Here is an 18,102-nt window from a genome sequence, read left to right as displayed (position 1 = left end):
GCCTCCCGTGAGGAGCTGCGCTGGACCGTCACGCCGACGCGCGGCGGACGAGCTCGGGCGCGAAGATCAGCGGCTCGTCGGGGGTCGGCACGCCCTGCAGCTGCGCGAGCAGCCGTGCGCCCGCGGCGCGTGCCATCGCGGCGACCGGCTGCACGACCGTCGTCAGCGGGGGCGAGGTGGACGCCGCGACACCGATGTTGTCGTAGCCGACCACCGCGATGTCTCCCGGGACGTCCTTGCCGAGCTCCGACAGCACGCCGAGCACGCCCGTGGCCATGAGGTCGGACGCGACGAACACGCCGTCGACGTCCGGGTGCCGCTCGAGCAGCTCTCGTGCGGCCGCTGCGCCCGACGCGATCGTGAAGTCGCCGTGCAGCACGGCGTCGTCGCTCATGCCCGCGTCGGCGAGCGCGGCCCGGAAGCCGAGCAGGCGGTCGATGCCCGCGGACATGTCCTGCGGGCCTGCGATGGTCGCGATCCGACGGCAGCCGCGCTCGATCAGCGCCGTCGTCGCGAGGCGACCGCCGGCGACGTTGTCGGTGTCGACGAAGTTGACCGCACCCTCGGCCGCCGTGAGCGGGCGGCCGACGAAGACGTTCGGCACTCGCGAGGCGAGCAGCTCGCTGTCCAGGTCGTCGGCCCGGTGATGCGAGACGACGACCGCGCCGTCGACGTGCCCGTTGCGCAGGTAGCGCAGCGTCCGGTCGGACTCGCCCGGGCGGGCGATGACCAGCACGACCTGGATGTCGGAGTCGGCGAGCGACGAGGACAGGCCGTTGAGGGTGCCGGCGAAGAACGGGTCGGACAGGACCCGCTCGTCGGGCTCGGGCACGACGAGAGCGATCGAGTCGGTCCGCTTCGTCACGAGCGAGCGGGCAGCACGGTTGGGTGTGTACCCGAGCTCCGCGACGGCCGCGTCCACGGACGCCTGCGCCTCGGGCGAGACCCGCAGGCCGCCGTTGATCGCGCGTGACGCGGTGGAGCGGGAGACGCCCGCGAGCTCGGCGACCTGCTCGAGCGTCGGGGTGCCGATCGTGTCGGGCAGGACGTCCGACGACGGTGCTGTGTTCACCGCAGGTGTCCCTTCTGTGCTGCGACCAGGGGTTGCTGCGCCGCAGCAGGGTGTGACGGAGGCGTTGCGCACCGCCGGTGCGTGGTCGGCATGGCCGACGTGGCTGTGCATGGTCCGCGAGGTCACGCTAGACGCACGCACCGACGGTGCACGACGGGTTTCAGCCCTTGATCGCGCCCTGCATGATCCCGGCGACCAGCTGCCGGCCCGCCACGACGAACAGGAGCAGGAGCGGGATCACCGACAGGACGACGCCGGCCATGATGAGCGACATGTCCTTGAAGAACGTCGCCTGCAGGAGCTGCAGCGCGACGGGCAGCGTCGGGTTGGACGACCCCAGCACGATGAACGGCCAGAAGAAGTTCGTCCACGACGCGACGAACGTGAACAGCGCGAGCATCGTCGCCGCGGGCCTCGCCGCCGGCAGGGCGATGCTCCAGAACGTCCGGAACATCGACGCGCCGTCGACGCGAGCCGCCTCGATGAGCTCGTAGGGGAGCGCGGCCTCGAGGTACTGCGTCATCCAGAACACGCCGAACGCCGTCACCAGGCCCGGCACGATGACCGCCTGGAGCTGGCCGATCCAGCCGAGCTGCTTCATCACGAGGAACAGCGGCACGACGCCGAGCTGGGTCGGCACGGCGGTCGTCGCGATGACGAACACCAGGAGCGGACCGCGACCGCGGAACCGCAGCTTCGCGAACGCGAAACCGGCGAGCGTCGAGAACAGGACGACCGAGACCGACGTGATCACCGCGACGAGCACGGAGTTCGACACGGCCTTCCAGAAGCCGATGTCCGCGTCGAGCACCCGGTGGAAGTTCTCCATCAGGTGGCCGCCGGGGATCAGCGACGGGATCGGGTGTCGCGCGATGTCGTCGGCGGTCGACGAGGCGAGCAGGAACGAGTAGTACAGCGGGTAGAACGAGATGACCAGCACCGCGGCGAGCAGCACGTACGTCACCCAGCGGGGCCGGCGCTGCGAGCCCGCGTTGAGGCCGGCGCGGTTGCGCTTGCGCTGTGCGGCCCGCGCGGCGCCCTTGCCCGCGAACTGCTCGATGGAGGCGACCGAGGGCGCGCTCATGCCCGGACCTTCTTCCGCTTCTTCGAGACGGCGCTCTTGTCCGACGAGATCCGCCTCGTGATCAGGTAGTTGACGATGCCGATGACCAGGATGAGCACGAACAGCAACCACGCGACCGCGGCCGCCCGACCGAAGTTCCGGTTGGTCCAGCCGAGCTGGTAGACGTAGTTGGTCAGCGTCAGGTACTGCTGGTCGGCACCGCCACGGCCGTACTGGTCGAACATGCGCGGCTCGTCGAAGATCTGCAGGCCGCCGATGGTCGACGTGATGATCACGAAGATGATCGTCGGGCGCAGCATCGGGATGGTCACCGAGAAGAACTGGCGGAACCGGTTGGCGCCGTCGATCAGGGCCGCCTCGTACAGGTCGCGCGGGATCGCCTGCATCGCCGCGAGGAAGATCAGCGCGTTGTAGCCGGTCCATCGGAAGTTGACCATCGTCGCGATCGCCAGGTGGCTCGGCAGGACCTCGGAGTGCCACCCGATGGGGTTGAGACCGATGTTCTGCAGGACCTGGTTGATGATTCCGGACTGGTCCGCGAACATGCGGCTGAAGATGACGCCCACGGCGACGGGGGCGACGACGTACGGCACGAGCACGCCCATGCGCCAGAACGTGCGGGCGCGCAGGTTCGCGTCGAGCAGCGCCGCGATGACGAGCGCGAGGATGACCTGCGGCACGGAGCTGAGCAGGAAGATCGAGACGGTGTTGCGGACGGCCTTCCAGAACACCGGTGCCTGGAGCACCGTCGAGAAGTTCTCGAAGCCGACGAAGTCGCCCTTGCCGAGCAGCAGGTCCCACTTGAAGACCGACACGTAGGCCGTGTACAGCAGCGGGAACAGCCCGGTGACGAGGAACAGGATGAAGAACGGCGAGATGTACAGGTAGGGCGAGACCTTGACGTCCCAGCGGCCGAGGGTCTGCGTGAAACCGACCCGTCGGGTCTGCCGCTGCCTCTCGTCGCCAGCCGTCGGCTCCGCCTCGGGCGAGGTCTGGGTGCTGGTCATGGGGGTCCTTCGAGCGTCGGTGGTCGTGTGAGGCTGGTGCGCCCGGGGCCGTGGCGGGAAGTCCGCCCCGGCCCCGGGCGATCACTCGACGTCCGTCAGCCCAGGTCCTTGACCGCGGCGAGGAACTTCTTCCACGAGTCCGCGGCGTTGTCGGTCTTGTCGACGTCCACACGGGTGTAGGCGTCACCGAGGGCCGAGTTGATCGGGAAGTAGTGCGAACCGCGGTACGGCTGCTTCGAGATCGGCGCGAACCGGTTGGCGAAGATCTGGCCGGTCGGGGCGTTGTTGAAGTACGCGTCCGTCTTGCCGGTGACCGAGGCGTCCTTGGTCGCGGCGGTCTGGCTCGGGAAGTTGCCGTACTTCACGAAGACCTTGGCGGCCTGCTCGGGCGCCGTCAGCCAGTCGGCGAGCTGCTTCGCGGCGTCGACGTTCTTGCCGCCGGAGGGGACGAGCAGGTAGGAGCCGCCCCAGTTGGAGGCGCCACCCGGCAGGACGTCGGCGACGTCCCAGCCCTTCACGTCAGGCGCGTTGCCGGCGATGATCTGCGTCATCCACGGGGGGCAGATCTGCGTGGCCCACTTGTCGCCCTTGAACGCGTTGTTCCAGTCGTCCGACCACTGACCGAGGTGCGCGGACTGCGCCAGGACCTCGGGGCTGGTCAGCTTGTCGTAGACGGCCTTGGCCGGCGAGTCGGCGTTGGTGACCGTGATCTCGTCGGTCGACGGGTCCTCGAACGGGGCCTCCTGCTGGTTGATCATGGCCTGCGAGAGCGCCCCGATCGAGTCGAACCACGCGGCGCCGGTGTTCGCGTCCATGAACTTCTTGCCTGCCGCGAAGTAGCTGTCCCAGCTGTCGCCGATGAGCTTCGCGACCTCCTCGCGGTCGGTCGGCAGGCCGGCCTTCTTGAACAGGTCGGCGCGGTAGCAGACGGCCTCCGGGCCGGAGTCCGTGCCGTAGCCGATGAGCTTGCCGTCGGGGTCGGTCGCCTGCGCGGTCTTCCAGTCGGGCCAGCGGTCCTTGACGCTGTCCGAGCCGAGGTCCGCGAAGAACGACGACGACGCGATGAGCTCGGGCATCCAGTCGAGGTCGGCGGCGACGATGTCGTCCTTGACCGTGTTCGACGCGATGGAGCTCTGGACCGCGGCGCGCGCGTTGTCCGAGGTGTCGGCCTTGTCGTCGACGATCGTGACGTTCGGGTGGAGCTGCTGGTACTCCTTGTAGAGGTCGGCGTAGCCGAACTCGTTGAAGGTGGCGACCTTCAGCGTGACCTTCGCGTCGCTCGAGGCGCCGCCGGTCGAGCCCGACGTCGGCGACGAGGTGTCGCCCGAGCTGTCGGACGAGCAGGCGGTCGCGAGCAGGGCGATGCTCGCGGCCCCGGCCGTGACGGCCAGGAACTTGCGGGTGGTCTTGCGCACTGTGACTCCCTTGTCGGTCGGACGGCGGCGTCGCCGTACCTGGATGCCGCAGGCGGCCCGTCAGCCGTGACGGACCTGAGGCGTGGGTCTGGCGGACCCGGGCTTGGGAGCGCTCCCCTCCGCAGTTGCGGGAGCGTTCCCACGCGCTGGGAGGAACTGTCGTCCCGGCGGTGACGGGTGTCAAGAAGGCGGGGCGCCGCGGCGGGTGTGGTAGCGATCCCACACTCGCGTCGCTGCAGGTCAGAAGCACTTTCGTCCTCGAGTGTGTTACCGAATCGTTACGGCCTCGAGTCCGCTCCGCAGCCGACGACGACTCGCACGCACGGGTGAGCGTGGCGGCATGTGCGAGCCGGCGCCGTGGACGCGCACTCGCAGCGGGCACAGGCGCACCTGGAGGGCGGGCAGGGATCCGTGGGCGGGTACGCGGGAGCCCGGGCCGCGCGCGCCGACGTCAGGAGAGGTGCGCGCGTGCGACCTCGGCCGTCGTCGCGAACGCCGTACGGATCGTGCCGGCCGCCGCCTGCTCGACGGCCGCGCCGAAGAGCGGGATCGCGGCGCGCAGCTCCCCCTCGTAGGTCACGAGCGTCGAGCCGGGCGCCTGCTCGTGCAGCGACGACCGACCGGTGAGCCGCACCGGTGCCCCGGCGATCTCGACGACCACGGTGCCGACCCGGGAGCCGTCCGCGCGCGGCGCCTCCCAGGCGTCCACCTGGCGTACGTCGATGCGACCGCCCACGAAGCCGCGCAGGTGCGCGGGGATCTGGTCGGCGGGGAAGGAGCGGCGCGTCGTCACCGTGAACGCTCCGTCGGGCGACCCCGTGAGCTCGACGTGGTCGAGCCCCGCGCCGGCCGCGCTCGCGGCGTCCCGCGCGAACTGCGGGTCCGCGAGCAGCGCGGCCGCCCGGTCCGCCGATGCGGGAAGCGGCAGGTCGAGTCTCAGGTGCACGCGGCTGCCCTCCGGTCGATCGGTCGGCCGCGACCGGCCGGACGTGGTCCCGTCGGCTCCCGTCGGGCCTCGCGGGTGCTCGTCGGTCCTCGTCCGAGCAGAACCAGCAGGGTGCTCGCGCCGCACGACCGTCCCGACGAGACTAACCTGCGGGCGGCTCGCGCGGGGCGCCGCCTACCCTGGGACCCGTGCCCACGCTCAGCGACCTCGTCACCCGGCATGCGCGACAGCTCGACGCCGCCGACCTCGAGTGGCTCCACCTCCTCGTCGGCGACTGGCAGGTGGTCTCGGACCTCGCGTTCGCGGACCTCGTGCTGTGGCTGCCCACCGACGACGGCGACTTCGTGGCCGTCGGTCAGGCGCGGCCGTCGACGGGCGCGACGGTCCACCATGACGACATCGTCGGCTCCTACGCCCCCGAGGGGCAGCGGCCGCAGCTCAGGCGTGCGCTCGAGGAGCAGGCGCCGCAGCGGTCGCGCGAACCGCGCTGGTTCGGTGCGTACGCGGTGCGCGAGGAGGCCGTGCCGGTGGTCCGCCGAGGACGTGCGATCGCGGTCGTCGCGCGGCAGACCAACCTGGGCGGCGCCCGGACGCCGAGCCGGCTCGAGCTCAACTATGTGGAGGCGGCCGACGACCTCGTCGGGATGATCGCGCGCGGCGAGTACCCCTCGCCCGACGCGCCGACCGGCCCGCGCCGCGGTGCCCCGCGTGTGGGAGACGGCCTGGTGCGGCTCAACTCGGAGGGGGAGGTGCTGTACGCGAGCCCCAACGCGCTGTCCTGCTTCCACCGGCTCGGCGCGCTCGGTGACCTCGTGGGGCGCTCGCTCGTCGAGGTCACCGCGAACCTCGTGGAGCAGCGCGCGACGGTCGACGAGTCGATGCCGCTCGTGCTCATGGGGCGCGCACCGTGGCGCACCGACGTCGAGGCCCGCGGTGTGGCGCTGTCGCTGCGCGCGGTGCCGCTCACCGAGCACGGCGACCGGCTCGGAGCGGTGGTGCTGTGCCGCGACGTGTCCGAGCTGCGTCGTCGCGAGCGCGAGCTCATCACCAAGGACGCGACGATCCGCGAGATCCACCACCGCGTGAAGAACAACCTGCAGACCGTGGCCGCGCTCCTGCGGCTGCAGTCGCGGCGCGTCGAGTCGCCCGAGGCGAAGGAGGCGCTCGGCGAGGCCATGCGTCGCGTGGCGACGATCGCGCTGGTGCACGAGGCGCTCTCCCAGACCATCGACGAGACCGTGCCGTTCGACGACCTGGTGGGCCGCAGCCTGCGCCTCGCTGCCGACGTCGCCACCGCCGGTGCGCACGTGCGCACGACGGTGCGCGGGACGTTCGGGTCGGTTCCGGCCGACGACGCGACGGCTCTCGTCCTGGTGCTGACCGAGCTGGTCACCAACGCGGTCGAGCACGGGTTCGAGGGGCGTGAGTCCGGCAGCGTCGAGGTGGTCGTCGACCGGGACGGCGAGGAGCTGCGGGTGGAGGTGGCCGACGACGGCGCGGGCCTGCCGCCCGGGCGCGGGGCAGGCACCGGGCTGGGCACGCAGATCGTGTCGACCCTCGTCGCGAACGAGCTGCGAGGGACCATCGCGTGGCACCCCCGCGAGGGCGGTGGCACGTCGGTCGTCATCGAGTGCCGCCTGCGCGAGCCCCGCGACGCCACCCTGGGCTGACCCTTCCCGCGAGCTGCCCGGCCTCGCTCGAGCAGCTGCGACCCACCTGCGCAGCGCTGAGTGCGCCAGTTCGGGACGACAGTCGAGGTCTGGACCGGCGCGCTCGTCCTGAACCGGCGCACTCGTCCGGTGCGTCGTGAGGGGACCTCGGCCGGTGCGTCGTGGCGTCCGGTGCGTCGTGAGGGGACGACGAAGGGGCCGACCTGTGCGAGGTCGGCCCCTTCGTGGAGCTCCGGTCGCGGCGGCGAGGCCGCGGGGACGCTCGGGGATGCTCTCGAGCCGATGGCTCGGGCGGTGCGGTTCAGCCGGCGCGGCGCTGGCGCGCGGTGCGGCGCTTGAGGGCGCGGCGCTCGTCCTCCGACAGCCCGCCCCAGACACCCGCGTCCTGACCCGTCTCGATCGCCCACTTCAGGCACGTGTCGACGACGTCGCAGCGACGGCACACGGCCTTCGCGTCGTCGATCTGCAGGAGCGCGGGGCCCGTGTTGCCGATCGGGAAGAAGAGCTCGGGGTCCTCGTCGAGACACGCTGCGCGGTGGCGCCAATCCATGATTTCTCTCCTCGGCGCACGTCTCTGGGCACCCGTGGTCAGGGCGCGCTTCAGAGCGTGGTAATAGGGGTGGGGGGACGTGCTCGTTCTAGAGTCACATCCGTCGCGCTCCTGCACAAGGGGTTACGAATAGGTTTCGACTTGATCACGGGTGAGGTCTTCGTCACACCTTTGAGCCGCCTGTACACGTGTCGTCACGTGCGACGACGTCGCGATCCGGCTAATCCTGGACGAATGTCCAGGCGATGGCTCCGCAGAGACGCGAGGGGACCCGGGCGAGCGGCGCAGCGCCGTGCGACGGTGTCGTCCGCGACGACCGCCTCCGCGGCTGCCGAGCGGCTGCCGAGCAGCTGCGGAGCTACTTCCGGACAGCACCTAGGCTCGCACCCGTGGAACGACGTCCTCCCGCACTCGCCGCCGTCTGCCTCCTCGTCCTCCTCGAGGCCGCGGTGTTCGTCGGCCTCGCCGTCGCCTGGCTCGTCGACCTCGTGCGTGGACGCGCTGAGGTCCCCGGCGCGCTCGTGTTCCTCGTCGTGTTCTGCCTCGCGATCGCGCTGGTGCTCGTCGCGGCCGCGCGTGGGCTCTGGAACGGGCGACGCTGGGCGCGCTCACCCGTCATGACATGGCAGGTGCTCCTGGTCGTGCTCTCGCTCGGATGGCTCGGCCAGCAGGTCACGCCGTGGGGGATCGCGGTGCTGGCGGTGGCGCTCGTGGTCGGTGTGGCGCTGCTCCTGCCCTCGGTGGTCGCGGCGACGTCGCTGCGTGCCGGCGGCGGACCGTCCGAGCAGCCGTGACGCCGCACGCACGGTAGGGCCTCACGCACGGTAGACCTGGACAGGTGTCGTCGTACCCCGGTGCACGACGACACCACGGCCGGGCGGCGGCGCGGGATCTGCCCACCACGAGGCACGCGGCCCGACGAGCTCGGCCGACGACGGGTCGCGCACGTCGAGCACGACGAGCGACCGGGCGCGCACGAGCGCGGCCGCCGCACCCCGGTACGCCGCAGCCGCTGCTGCCGACGTGGTCGACGCGAGCACGACGGCCGACCGCTCGCCGAGGGCTGTCTCGACCGCGGCCGCGGTCTCGGGCCGGAGCAGCTCGAGCTCGTCGAGGTCGTCGACGACGACCACCGAGCCACGCGGGAACCCGTAGCCCGCCGCGTCGTCGCCGGCTGAGAGGTCAGCTGAGAGGTCAGCTGAGACCCCACCGGCGGTCGCACGGCCGGTGTCACGAGCGGCGACGTCGTGCGTGCGGCTCACGTCGACGACGTGGCGCCCGCGCGCGCGGGCCTGGTGCGCGAGCACCTGCAGTGCGTTCGAGCGCCCGGATCCCGGCGGCCCGACGACGAGGAGCGAGCCCTCTGGGACGACCAGCGGACGGGCGTCGTCTCCGCCCACCCCGAGCGTGAACCCCTCGGCCGTCGGGCCGGGCGACGAGGGCGTGCCCCCGCCCCGGGGACGGGCGACCGACGACGGCAGCGCGACGAGCCGCGGCACCGCCGGCTCGGGTCGGGCGTGCTCCGTGCCCGTCGGACGGGACTGCACGGCGGCCGGGTCGTCGTCGGTCGGCAGCGCCACCTGGCACTCGAGCGCCGCCGAGCCTCGTAGGTGCACCGCGCGACCGCGGACGTCACGCACGTGCTCGCCGCCCGCGGGGACGCCGACGAGCGCATCGGTAGCGTCGTCGCCGCAGGGGAGCACGAGCCGGTCCGCGAAAGCCCCGATGTGCGCGAGCACCGTCGACCGCGGCGGACCTGCCGCGGCGACCGACACGTACCGACGCGGTCCGCGCCACGCCGCTACCAGGCGGTCGGCGCCCGCGCCACGCCCGACGTGCGCGAGCTGCTCGAGCACGACGTCGAGCCCGTCGACGAGCAGCACCGGCTGCCGCGCGATGGGCGACGCGGCGGCGAGCACCTCGAGCAGCCGGGCCAGCAGCCGGGGGTCGTCGGCGCGCACCGCCGTCCCGAACGCGCCGGTCGTCGCGGACCGCAGGCGCTCGGTCGCGCTCGGCGGCAGCCCGACGGCGTGCACCTCGAGCCCGGCACGCAGCGCGGCGAGGCCGGCCGTGACGAGCGCGGTCGTCCTGCCCGAACCCGGCGCGCCGACGACCAGCAGGTGCCCCCGGTCGGCGTCCCACCGGACGAGCGAGCGCCGCTGGGACCGCGGGTCGTCCGCCAGGGCGAGGGGCAGGGCGAGGGGCAGGGCGAGCGGCAGCCCGGCACGGGGAGCGTCCGGGTCGTACGCCTCGTCGTCCACGATCGTGACGAGCTCGTCGTCGCCCACCGCGAGCGGCAGCGCGGACGCCCACGGCACCGCCGGACGCCGTCCGTGCGCGGCCTCGCGCGCAGCGGTCACCCAGCGCGACAGGTCGTCGCGCGCGTCGCGACCCTGCTCGTGCGCGCGGCCTGGCGCCCGGCCGGACGACTCGTGCGCGAGCCGACGCGCACCGGGCTCGACCAGCGCCACGGGCGTCCTTACCCAGCGGCGTGCCTGTGCGACCTGCACGGGAACGCAGGCGCCGCCCGCGTGCCGCACCATCGCCCTGCCCGGCGTGCCGGGGTCGATCGAGGCCGCAGCGGTCGAGTCGAGGAGGTCGACGGACTCCGCCGCGTCGGCGACGCGCAGCGCGACCCGCAGCGACACGTTCGCCCTCAGCTCGGGGGTCGTCGCACCCGCCGGACGCTGCGTGGCGAGGACGAGGTGCACGCCGAGCGCGCGTCCGAGCGCGGCGACACGGGCGAGCGCCGTCGCGGCTCCCGGGACGTCGTCGACGAGCGCACGGAGCTCGTCGACGACGACCAGCAGTCGCGGTGGGGTGCGTGGGTCGAGCGGGTCCAGGTCGGCGAGGTCGGCGACGCCTGCCGAGCTCAGCACCCGTTCGCGGCGGCCCAGCTCGGCGCGCAGGAGCGTGAGGAGCCGTCGGGCTCTCGGCGCGTCGAGGTCCGTGACGTGGTCGAGGACGTGGGGGAGAGCGGCGAGGGGTCCGAGCCCCGAACCGCCCTTGAAGTCGACCAGGAGGACCGCGAGACGCTCGGGCGGGTACCGGAGCGCGCAAGAGAGCACCAGCGTCACCAGCAGCTCCGACTTGCCGGAGCCCGTCGTGCCGCCGACGAGCGCGTGCGGCCCGTCGCGTTCCAGGTGGAGATGGTGCTCGACGCCGGCCGCACCGACACCGAGCGGTGCGACGAGCGCGGCGCCGCAGGCCTCCCAGGCGGCCGCGACGGCCGTGGGGTCCGGCGTGGGTGTGCCCGTCAGCCCGCCGAGCGTCGCCGAACCGGGGACGGCGGACCGCTCGTCCGCGGACGCACGTGCTGCGACGGCGCGGCGCAGCTGGTCCTGTGCGGCGTCCTCGGTCATCCCCGGCGCCTGAGCGGGAACAGGACGCGGTGCCCACGCGGGCAGCTGCTGCTCGTCGGTTCCCACCACGAGCAGTCGTCGCCCGGCGGGTGCGCCGGCGCGCCACGCCGCGACGCGCACGAGCACGTCGTCGTCCAGGGGAAGGTCGGCGACGAGCACGTCCGCGTCGTCCCAGCCGGCCGCGACCCACCGGCACCACTCCCAGTCCTCGCGGCGCGCGGTCGCGACCGCGACGCGCGACCGGGCGTGCGAGCCGACCGCTCCGACGACCACGTGCCGAGCGGCCGCCAGCGCGCCGGCCCGGTCGCCGAGGACGGTCGCCGACCCGTCGTGCGACCAAGGTCCGTGGGCCGCGACCGCCGGCTCGACGGCGGCGGCCGACCGGGTCACGACGGCCGCCACGTCGATCGCCCCGGGCTCGCGCGCGTCCGCCGCACCGGAGTGCGGCGACGCGTGCGGGGTGGAGCCCGCCCGGCGTCGTCGGTCGATCACCGCACCGCCGGCCGAGACGAGGGGACCGACGAGCGCTGCGACGAGGAAGAGCGGCTGACGAGCCGCAGCCGCGAGCGCCGCGGCGCCGAGCCCTGATGCGAGCCAGGCCGCGACGTGCTCGGTGCCGGCGCGGGACCGCGGTACCCCGATGCCGTCGCGCGAGCGCAGCTCGACGACGGCGCTGCCCGTGGTGAACCTGTCGCCGTGCCGTGCTCGCCGCGGCCGCCCGGATCCCACACGCACCCGGACGCCCGCGCGCACGGTACGCGCCCGGACGGCACGGGCCGTGCCGCCGACCCGCAGGTCGGCTGTCGTCCCCGGGGCGCCGACGACGACGCCCCGCGCGGTCACGGCGAGCACGTGCCCGACGTCGTCGCCCGCGACCACGGCGAGGTGCCACGCCGCCGCGGCGGCCGTCGCGGCGGGGTCGGGGTCGGACGGCACCGTGAGCAGCCGCGCGCCCTCGACGAGGGGCGCGTGGCCGACGCGGTGCGTGTCGTCGAGGCGACGGTCGTGCACGTGCAGCGTGCTCGACGCCCAGCGCGGGTCGCCGGTGAGGCGTGCGATCCGCCCGCGGAGCACGGCCACCGGGACCCCGGGCGCGACGTCGACGTCGAACGGCGGCTGGCGCGGGGGCACGACGGTCAGGAGCACATCACGAGGCTCGCGGGCGTTCGGCACGCGGCGTGCGACCGGCTCCGCGTGGCGTGGACGGTCGCGTCGTCCACAGGCCCGCCGTCAGGCTCGACGGACAGGCGGACGCACGGGCGCACGGACGGGCGCGTGGCCCCCTGCCCCACGCGCCCGCCACCCTGCTCAGCACGATGCCCGCCCAGCACGATGCCCGCCCAGCACGATGCCCGCACCACGCGCCGGCCCCGGTCGACGACCCCTCCGCCTCCGACCGGGACCGGCGTGCCCGGACGAGCCGGGCAAACGCGGTGCGCGCGTCAGGTGCTCACTCGACCCCCAGCGCCGCGACCGGCGACGTCCGCGCCGCCCGCCGCGCGGGCAGGGCGGAGGCGAGCAGCCCCGCCGCGACCGCGACGGCGAGCACCACGACCAGGTCACGCCACGGCACGGCGAGGTGCAGCTCGCCGACGCGCCCGAGCACGACCGCCGAACCCGCCCAGCCGTACACGGCTCCGAGCAGGACGCCGAGCAGCGCGCCCACGCCGGCGATGAGCATCCCCTCGATGCCCAGCGACCAGCGCAGCCTGCGCCGGGACAGGCCGATCGCCCTCAGGGTGGCCGACTCCCGCTGACGCTCGAGCACCGACAGCGAGAGCGTGTTCGCGACGCCCACGAGTGCGATCACGACGGCGACCGCGAGCAGCCCGATGACGATCGTGAGCAGGGTCGAGATGATCTGCTCGTAGCCCGCGCGCTCCGCGGCGGCGCTCTCGACGGACACGCTGCCGTCGAGGGCGTCGCGCACGTCGTTGAGCACGGTCACCGCGTTGGCGCCGGATGCGACCCGGACCCAGATCAGGCCGTCGGTGGCTCCTGGGTCGAGCTTCGCGAGCGTCGCGGGGGTGACGAGGGAGCTGCCGTGCAGCCCGGTGTCGGCGACGTGCCGGAGCTGCAGCGAGGTACCGCCGGCGACGGTCGCGCCGGAGCCGTCGGTCGCCCGGACGGTGTCGGTGTGCTCGCGGTCGACGTCGAAGCCGCGGGGCGTGACGATCGTCGAGTCGTCGAGGTGCGCCGCCGAGCTGTCGTCCCGCAGCAGCGCCCGCGCACGCTCGGGTGTCACGGCCGCGACGCCGACCACGGCGTCGCCGACCGAGACGAACGACGTCCGCAGCGTCTCCGCGTCCTGCACCCCGTCGACGCCTCGCACGGTCGCGAGCGCGTCGGCGGGCAGCTGCGCGTGCCCGGCGTCGTCCGTCGCCTGGGCCTCGACGAGCATGTCCACGGGGAACTGCTGGTCGAGCTGGGCCGACAAGGACGCCCGTGCGCTCGCCGCGCCGGTGCTCATCATGACCACGAGGGTCACGCCGATGAGCAGCGCGGTGCTGGTGGCCGCGGTGCGGCGCGGGTTGCGCACCGTGTTGGCGGTCGAGAGCCGCGCCGTGGGTCCGGCGCGGTCGACGAGCCGGCCGACGCCACCCACGACCTTCGGGATCCAGAACACGGCGCCGACGAGCACGCCGACGAACGACACGGCGCCCGACAGGACACCGAGGCCGAGCATCGCGAGCGCGCTCACGCCCTGGAACGAGCCGACGACGGCGAGTGCGAGCCCGGCGAAGCCGCCGACCACCATGAGCAGCGACAGCACGAGACGGACGCGTCCGGCGTGCGACGAGAGCACGGGGGCGTCGAGCGGGCGCAGCGCGGCGATGGGTGCCACGCGGGTCGCTGCCCGCGCGGGGACGAGCGACGCGAGCACCGTGACGAGGGTGCCTGCGACCAGCGGCACGAGCAGCACGGCCGGCGAGAACGTGATCGTCTTCGGCAGGGGCACCCCGTCGTTCATCGGTCCGACGACGAGCAGCGCGGCCTGCGTGAGCAGCGTCCCGGCGAGCACGCCGACGAGCGACGAGGCGACGCCGAGGATCGTCGCCTCGGTCACCACCGACGTGCGCAGCTGGCTGCGCCGGGCCCCCACGCAGCGCAGCAGGGCGAGCGTGCGGGTGCGCTGCGCGACGAGCACCTGGAACGTGTTGGAGATGACGAGCCCCGCGACGACCAGCGCGACCGCGGCGAACCCGAGCACGAACGTCACGACGATCTTGCCGTCGCCCGAGACCTGCTTCACGGCGAGCTCTGCCGCCTGCGCACGCGTGCGGACCGCGGTGTCTGCCGGGATCGCGCCGGCGAGCGCCGCGCGAGCCGCCTCGGGGTCGTCCGACCGCACGAGCACGGTGACGTCCGACGTGAGGTCCTCGCCTGCCCACTTCTCCATGTCGGACCGCGCGAACAGCGCGGCGCCGTCGGTCGTCGACCACGCACCCTGCGGGTCGTCGGTGATGCCCGAGACGCTGAGCTCGACGGGGACGGGGTTGCCGTCGGCGTCGTAGGTCGTGACGCGCACCCGGTCGCCGACCCCCACATGGAGCCGCTCGGCGAGGCTCGTCGGCAGAGCCGTCTGACCCGCGCCCGGGACCTTCCCGGACGTCACGTCGACGCTGTCGAGGTCGGGGTCGTCCATCGCGGCGAGCGCCGTGACGTACTCGGACCGGTTCCCGTCGCCGATCTCGAACCCGTACTGGTCGAGCCGCTCGGCGTGCGCGACCCCAGGCGTCGCACGGATCTTGTCGAGCACCGCGGGCGTGTAGCGGCTGTTCAGGTCGACGACGAGGTCGGCGCCCGCGAGCTTCGCGGTGACCGCGTCGTAGCTGGTGCGCGTGATGATGTTGCCGGTGAGCAGCGTGGCGGCGACGAATGCGGCGCCGATCGCGATCGCGATCGCGGCCGCCGTCAGCCGGCCCAGGCTGCGCCGCATCTGGGCGAGCGTGAGTCGCAGCATCAGATCGCCGCCGGCTGCTCGAGCGTGCGCAGGGCGTCGAGGCCTGCGAGCACCGACTCGGGGGTCGGGTCGGCGATGTCGCCCGCGATCCGGCCGTCGGCGATGAGCACGACGCGGTCCGCGTAGGCGGCGGCCGCGGGGTCGTGCGTGACCATGATGATCGTGCGGCCGAGCTCGCGCACCGAGCGCCGCAGGAAGCTCAGCACCTCGGCACCCGAGCGCGAGTCGAGGTTGCCGGTGGGCTCGTCGGCGAACACGACCTCGGGCTTCGCGATGAGCGCACGTGCGATCGCGACGCGCTGCTGCTGCCCGCCGGACAGCTCGCTGGGCCGGTGCGTGAGCCGCTCGCGCAGCCCGAGCGTGGTGACCAGCGTGTCGAACCACTCGCGGTCGACCTTCGCACCCGCGAGCTCGAGCGGGAGCAGGACGTTCTGCTCGGCCGTGAACATCGGCAGCAGGTTGAAGGACTGGAAGACGAAGCCCACCCGGTCGCGGCGCAGCTGCGTGAGCGCGTCGTCGCCGAGCGACGTGATGTCGGTCCCGCCGAGCCGCACCGACCCGGAGCTGGCCTGGTCGAGACCCGCGAGGACGTGCATGAGCGTCGACTTGCCCGAGCCCGAGGGGCCCATGATCGCCGTGAACGCGCCGGCGGCGAAGTCGACGTCGACGCCGTCGAGCGCGCGGACCGCGGCCGGTCCGGAGCCGTAGACCTTGGTCAGGCCACGGGCGCTGGAGGCTGTCGCGGCGTGCGGGGACGAGGCCGACGAGAGGTCGGGGCTGGTGGTGATGTCCATGCCCTCGACGCTAGGCGGCGGTCGATGTCGCGGGCATCGGCCCGTGGTCGTCTCCTGGGTCCCACCCGTGTCGTACCCAGGTCGTACCCGCCTGCGACCTGGGGCTCTCAGCCCCCGTCGCCGGGCCGCACCAGCCCGGTCTCGTACGCCGTGACGACGGCCTGCACCCGGTCGCGCGCTCCCAGCTTGGCGAGGATGCGCCCGACGTGCGTCTTGACGGTCGCCTCCGCGACGTACAGCTCGGCGCCGATCTCGGTGTTCGAGCGCCCGCGCGCCATGAGCACGAGCACCTCGCGCTCGCGCTCGGTCAGGTCCGCGACCGCGGCTCGCGCCGGGTCGGGCGCGCTGTCGTCGGCCTGTGCCGGGAGCACGGTGACGAGGTGCTCGAGCAGCCGCCGCGTGCTCGACGCCGCGATGACCGCGTCACCCCGGTGCACCGTGCGGATCGCCGCGAGCATCTCCTCGGGCGGAGCGTCCTTGAGCAGGAAGCCGCTCGCGCCGGCGCGGATCGCGGCGAGCACGTACTCGTCGAGGTCGAAGGTCGTCAGCACGATCACGCGCGGCGCGGGACGGCCCGGCGCGTCGGCGGCCGTGATCTGCGCGGTCGCCGTCAGGCCGTCCATCGTCGGCATGCGCACGTCCATGAGCACGACGTCGACCGGTCCCGCGGCGGCACCGGGTCCGAGCGCGCGCACGGCCTGGGCGCCGTCGCCGGCCTCGAGCACCACCTCGAGGTCGGGCTGCGAGTCGATCACCATGCGGAAGCCCGCTCGGACCAGCTGCTGGTCGTCGACGAGCGCGACGCGGACGGTGCCGTTGCTGCCGGTCATGCGGTCTCCTGCTCCTGGGGCTGTGCCGCGGCGCTCGTGACGCCGCCGGTCGTCGGCAGGAGCGCCCGCACACGGAAGCCCCCGCCCGGACGTGGACCCGCGCTCAGCGTGCCGCCGAACATCGAGGCCCGCTCCCGCATGCCACGCAGCCCGTGGCCTTGCCCGTCGCCCTCGGCCGCGGCGCCGCGTCCGTCGTCGGTGATCTCGAGCGCGATCGACTCGCTCTGCCACTGCACCATGAGCGTGACCTGCGGGTCCGGGCCGGCGTGCTTGAGCACGTTGGTGAGCGACTCCTGGGCGATCCGGTAGACCGTGAGCCCGACGCCGGGAGGCAGCGCTCGCGGAGCGCCCATGCGCACGAGCGAGACCTGCGTGCCGCTGGCGCGTACCTGCTCGACGAGCGCGTCGAGGTCGCCCTCGGCCGGTTGGGGCACGACGGTCCCGGCGGCGGACGACGAGCGCGCTTCCCCGGGCTCGTCCCGCAGGACGCCCAGGAGCCGGCGCATGTCCGTCAGCGCCGCGCGCCCGGTCTCCGCGATCGTCGCGAGCGCGCGCTGCGCCGCAGCCGGGTCGCTCGCGGCCGCGTACCTCCCGCCGTCGGCCTGAGCGATGACCACCGAGAGCGAGTGCGCCACGATGTCGTGCATCTCGCGTGCGATGCGGGCACGCTCGGCGGCGGTCGCGAGCTGCGCCTGCTGGTCCCGTTCGACCTCGAGCCGTTGCGCGCGGTCGACGAGCGCCTCGACGGTCTCGCGACGCGCTCGTCGGACGAGCCCGAACGCCCACACCGCGAGCGAGAACGTCGCGACGAACACCGCGGCGGCGGTCGCGCCGGGAAGCGAGCGCCGGGGGTCCACCGCGAGCCCGAGCGCGACGGCGCCGACGAGCGAGGACGCCATCGCGACGCGGTGCGCCCAGCGCGGACCGTGCACGGTCACCGAGTAGAGCGCGGCGAGCACCGCGAAGTCGGCGGGGAGCGCTAGCGGTGTCACGAAGACGATCTGGCAGAGCGCGACCGTGTAGACCGCGACGGCCGAGAGCGTGGGGGCGACCCGTCGCCACGCGAGCGGCGTCACGAGCAGCACGGCGAGCAGCGCACCCGAGCGCGTGCTGTCGTAGATCAGCGCGTCGTTGAACGACGCGGTGGTCGGCACGACGAGGGCCAGCAGCGCGAGCGTCCCGCAGGCGTCGACCGCGAAGCGGTGCTGCTCGCCCCAGGCCAGCAGCCGCTCCCACGTGTTCATCCCTCGAGCGTAGGCGGGCGCGGCCGTCGGCCGCGTCGTGCGAGGGTCCGACGTCGGCGACCGGGGCGTCATACCTGGGTCCGACCGGTACCCGGGTGCGTCGAGCTCGGCACGGTCGACCTGCATACCGGCGTGTGACGAAGTCATGGCAGATTCAGGGCCGA

13 protein-coding genes are annotated in these 18,102 nt (G+C 73.6%); 2 read left to right on the top strand and 11 right to left on the bottom strand.

Going from position 1 to position 18,102, the window contains the following annotated elements; genetic code table 11:
- Positions 1 to 28: 28 nt before the first annotated feature.
- The 5 genes from AW16_RS0103170 to AW16_RS0103150 all read right to left on the bottom strand — a co-directional run bounded on the left by AW16_RS0103170 (position 29) and on the right by AW16_RS0103150 (position 5,524).
- A complete protein-coding gene (locus AW16_RS0103170; RefSeq protein ID WP_231495934.1) occupies positions 29 to 1,072 on the bottom strand; it encodes a LacI family DNA-binding transcriptional regulator in 1,044 nt (347 codons plus the stop codon).
- 160 nt (positions 1,073 to 1,232) lie between these two features.
- Positions 1,233 to 2,156 (bottom strand): carbohydrate ABC transporter permease, encoded by a 924-nt coding sequence (locus AW16_RS0103165; RefSeq protein WP_029288148.1) that lies wholly within the window; start codon positions 2,154 to 2,156, stop codon positions 1,233 to 1,235.
- Positions 2,153 to 3,163 carry a carbohydrate ABC transporter permease gene (locus AW16_RS0103160; RefSeq protein ID WP_051681621.1) on the bottom strand — a complete coding sequence of 337 codons (1,011 nt, stop codon included), beginning with the start codon at positions 3,161 to 3,163 and terminating at the stop codon, positions 2,153 to 2,155. Before AW16_RS0103160 ends, AW16_RS0103165 begins: the two co-directional genes overlap by 4 nt.
- A gap of 95 nt (positions 3,164 to 3,258) precedes the next feature.
- Positions 3,259 to 4,578 carry an ABC transporter substrate-binding protein gene (locus tag AW16_RS0103155; RefSeq protein WP_029288144.1) on the bottom strand — a complete coding sequence of 440 codons (1,320 nt, stop codon included), beginning with the start codon at positions 4,576 to 4,578 and terminating at the stop codon, positions 3,259 to 3,261.
- Between the two features lie 451 nt (positions 4,579 to 5,029).
- Complete coding sequence (locus AW16_RS0103150) at positions 5,030 to 5,524, bottom strand: DUF2505 domain-containing protein (protein WP_034648060.1); 495 nt, start codon at positions 5,522 to 5,524, stop codon at positions 5,030 to 5,032.
- A gap of 188 nt (positions 5,525 to 5,712) precedes the next feature.
- Between AW16_RS0103150 and AW16_RS0103145 the strand changes: the two genes are divergently transcribed.
- A complete protein-coding gene (locus AW16_RS0103145) occupies positions 5,713 to 7,194 on the top strand; it encodes a sensor histidine kinase (protein ID WP_029288141.1) in 1,482 nt (493 codons plus the stop codon).
- Positions 7,195 to 7,495: 301 nt separating this feature from the next.
- Here the strand turns inward: AW16_RS0103145 and AW16_RS0103140 are convergent, their stop codons facing one another.
- Positions 7,496 to 7,744 (bottom strand): WhiB family transcriptional regulator, encoded by a 249-nt coding sequence (locus tag AW16_RS0103140; protein ID WP_029288139.1) that lies wholly within the window; start codon positions 7,742 to 7,744, stop codon positions 7,496 to 7,498.
- Between the two features lie 389 nt (positions 7,745 to 8,133).
- Between AW16_RS0103140 and AW16_RS0103135 the strand changes: the two genes are divergently transcribed.
- A complete protein-coding gene (locus AW16_RS0103135) occupies positions 8,134 to 8,538 on the top strand; it encodes a hypothetical protein (RefSeq protein ID WP_029288138.1) in 405 nt (134 codons plus the stop codon).
- A gap of 21 nt (positions 8,539 to 8,559) precedes the next feature.
- On the opposite strand, the gene AW16_RS0103130 is transcribed toward AW16_RS0103135, so the two are convergent.
- From AW16_RS0103130 to AW16_RS0103105, 5 genes are all read right to left on the bottom strand, one after another.
- Positions 8,560 to 12,252, bottom strand: a complete 3,693-nt coding sequence (locus tag AW16_RS0103130) for an FtsK/SpoIIIE domain-containing protein (protein WP_029288136.1) — start codon at positions 12,250 to 12,252, stop codon at positions 8,560 to 8,562.
- A 304-nt stretch (positions 12,253 to 12,556) separates the two neighbouring features.
- A complete protein-coding gene (locus AW16_RS0103120) occupies positions 12,557 to 15,070 on the bottom strand; it encodes an ABC transporter permease (protein WP_029288133.1) in 2,514 nt (837 codons plus the stop codon).
- Positions 15,070 to 15,864: an ABC transporter ATP-binding protein gene (locus AW16_RS0103115; protein WP_029288131.1), complete on the bottom strand. Its 795-nt coding sequence runs from the start codon at positions 15,862 to 15,864 to the stop codon at positions 15,070 to 15,072. Before AW16_RS0103115 ends, AW16_RS0103120 begins: the two co-directional genes overlap by 1 nt.
- A 107-nt stretch (positions 15,865 to 15,971) precedes the next feature.
- Positions 15,972 to 16,694 carry a response regulator transcription factor gene (locus AW16_RS0103110; RefSeq protein ID WP_029288128.1) on the bottom strand — a complete coding sequence of 241 codons (723 nt, stop codon included), beginning with the start codon at positions 16,692 to 16,694 and terminating at the stop codon, positions 15,972 to 15,974.
- Complete coding sequence (locus tag AW16_RS0103105; protein WP_029288127.1) at positions 16,691 to 17,938, bottom strand: sensor histidine kinase; 1,248 nt, start codon at positions 17,936 to 17,938, stop codon at positions 16,691 to 16,693. Before AW16_RS0103105 ends, AW16_RS0103110 begins: the two co-directional genes overlap by 4 nt.
- Positions 17,939 to 18,102: the final 164 nt, after the last annotated feature.

This window comes from Cellulomonas sp. HZM (assembly GCF_000708885.1).
In the GTDB taxonomy this organism is placed as follows: domain Bacteria; phylum Actinomycetota; class Actinomycetes; order Actinomycetales; family Cellulomonadaceae; genus Cellulomonas.
The sequence above is the reverse complement of the archived record's forward strand: the minus strand, read 5'-3'. Positions and strand labels throughout refer to the sequence as shown.

Excerpts from the sequence above, each read along its gene's own strand:
- AW16_RS0103110 (WP_029288128.1), bottom strand. The coding sequence starts at position 16,694 with ATGACCGGCAGCAACGGCACCGTCCGCGTCGCGCTCGTCGACGACCAG.
- AW16_RS0103115 (WP_029288131.1), bottom strand. The coding sequence starts at position 15,864 with ATGGACATCACCACCAGCCCCGACCTCTCGTCGGCCTCGTCCCCGCAC.
- AW16_RS0103160 (WP_051681621.1), bottom strand. The coding sequence starts at position 3,163 with ATGACCAGCACCCAGACCTCGCCCGAGGCGGAGCCGACGGCTGGCGAC.
- AW16_RS0103165 (WP_029288148.1), bottom strand. The coding sequence starts at position 2,156 with ATGAGCGCGCCCTCGGTCGCCTCCATCGAGCAGTTCGCGGGCAAGGGC.
- AW16_RS0103105 (WP_029288127.1), bottom strand. The coding sequence starts at position 17,938 with ATGAACACGTGGGAGCGGCTGCTGGCCTGGGGCGAGCAGCACCGCTTC.
- AW16_RS0103120 (WP_029288133.1), bottom strand. The coding sequence starts at position 15,070 with ATGCTGCGACTCACGCTCGCCCAGATGCGGCGCAGCCTGGGCCGGCTG.
- AW16_RS0103140 (WP_029288139.1), bottom strand. The coding sequence starts at position 7,744 with ATGGATTGGCGCCACCGCGCAGCGTGTCTCGACGAGGACCCCGAGCTC.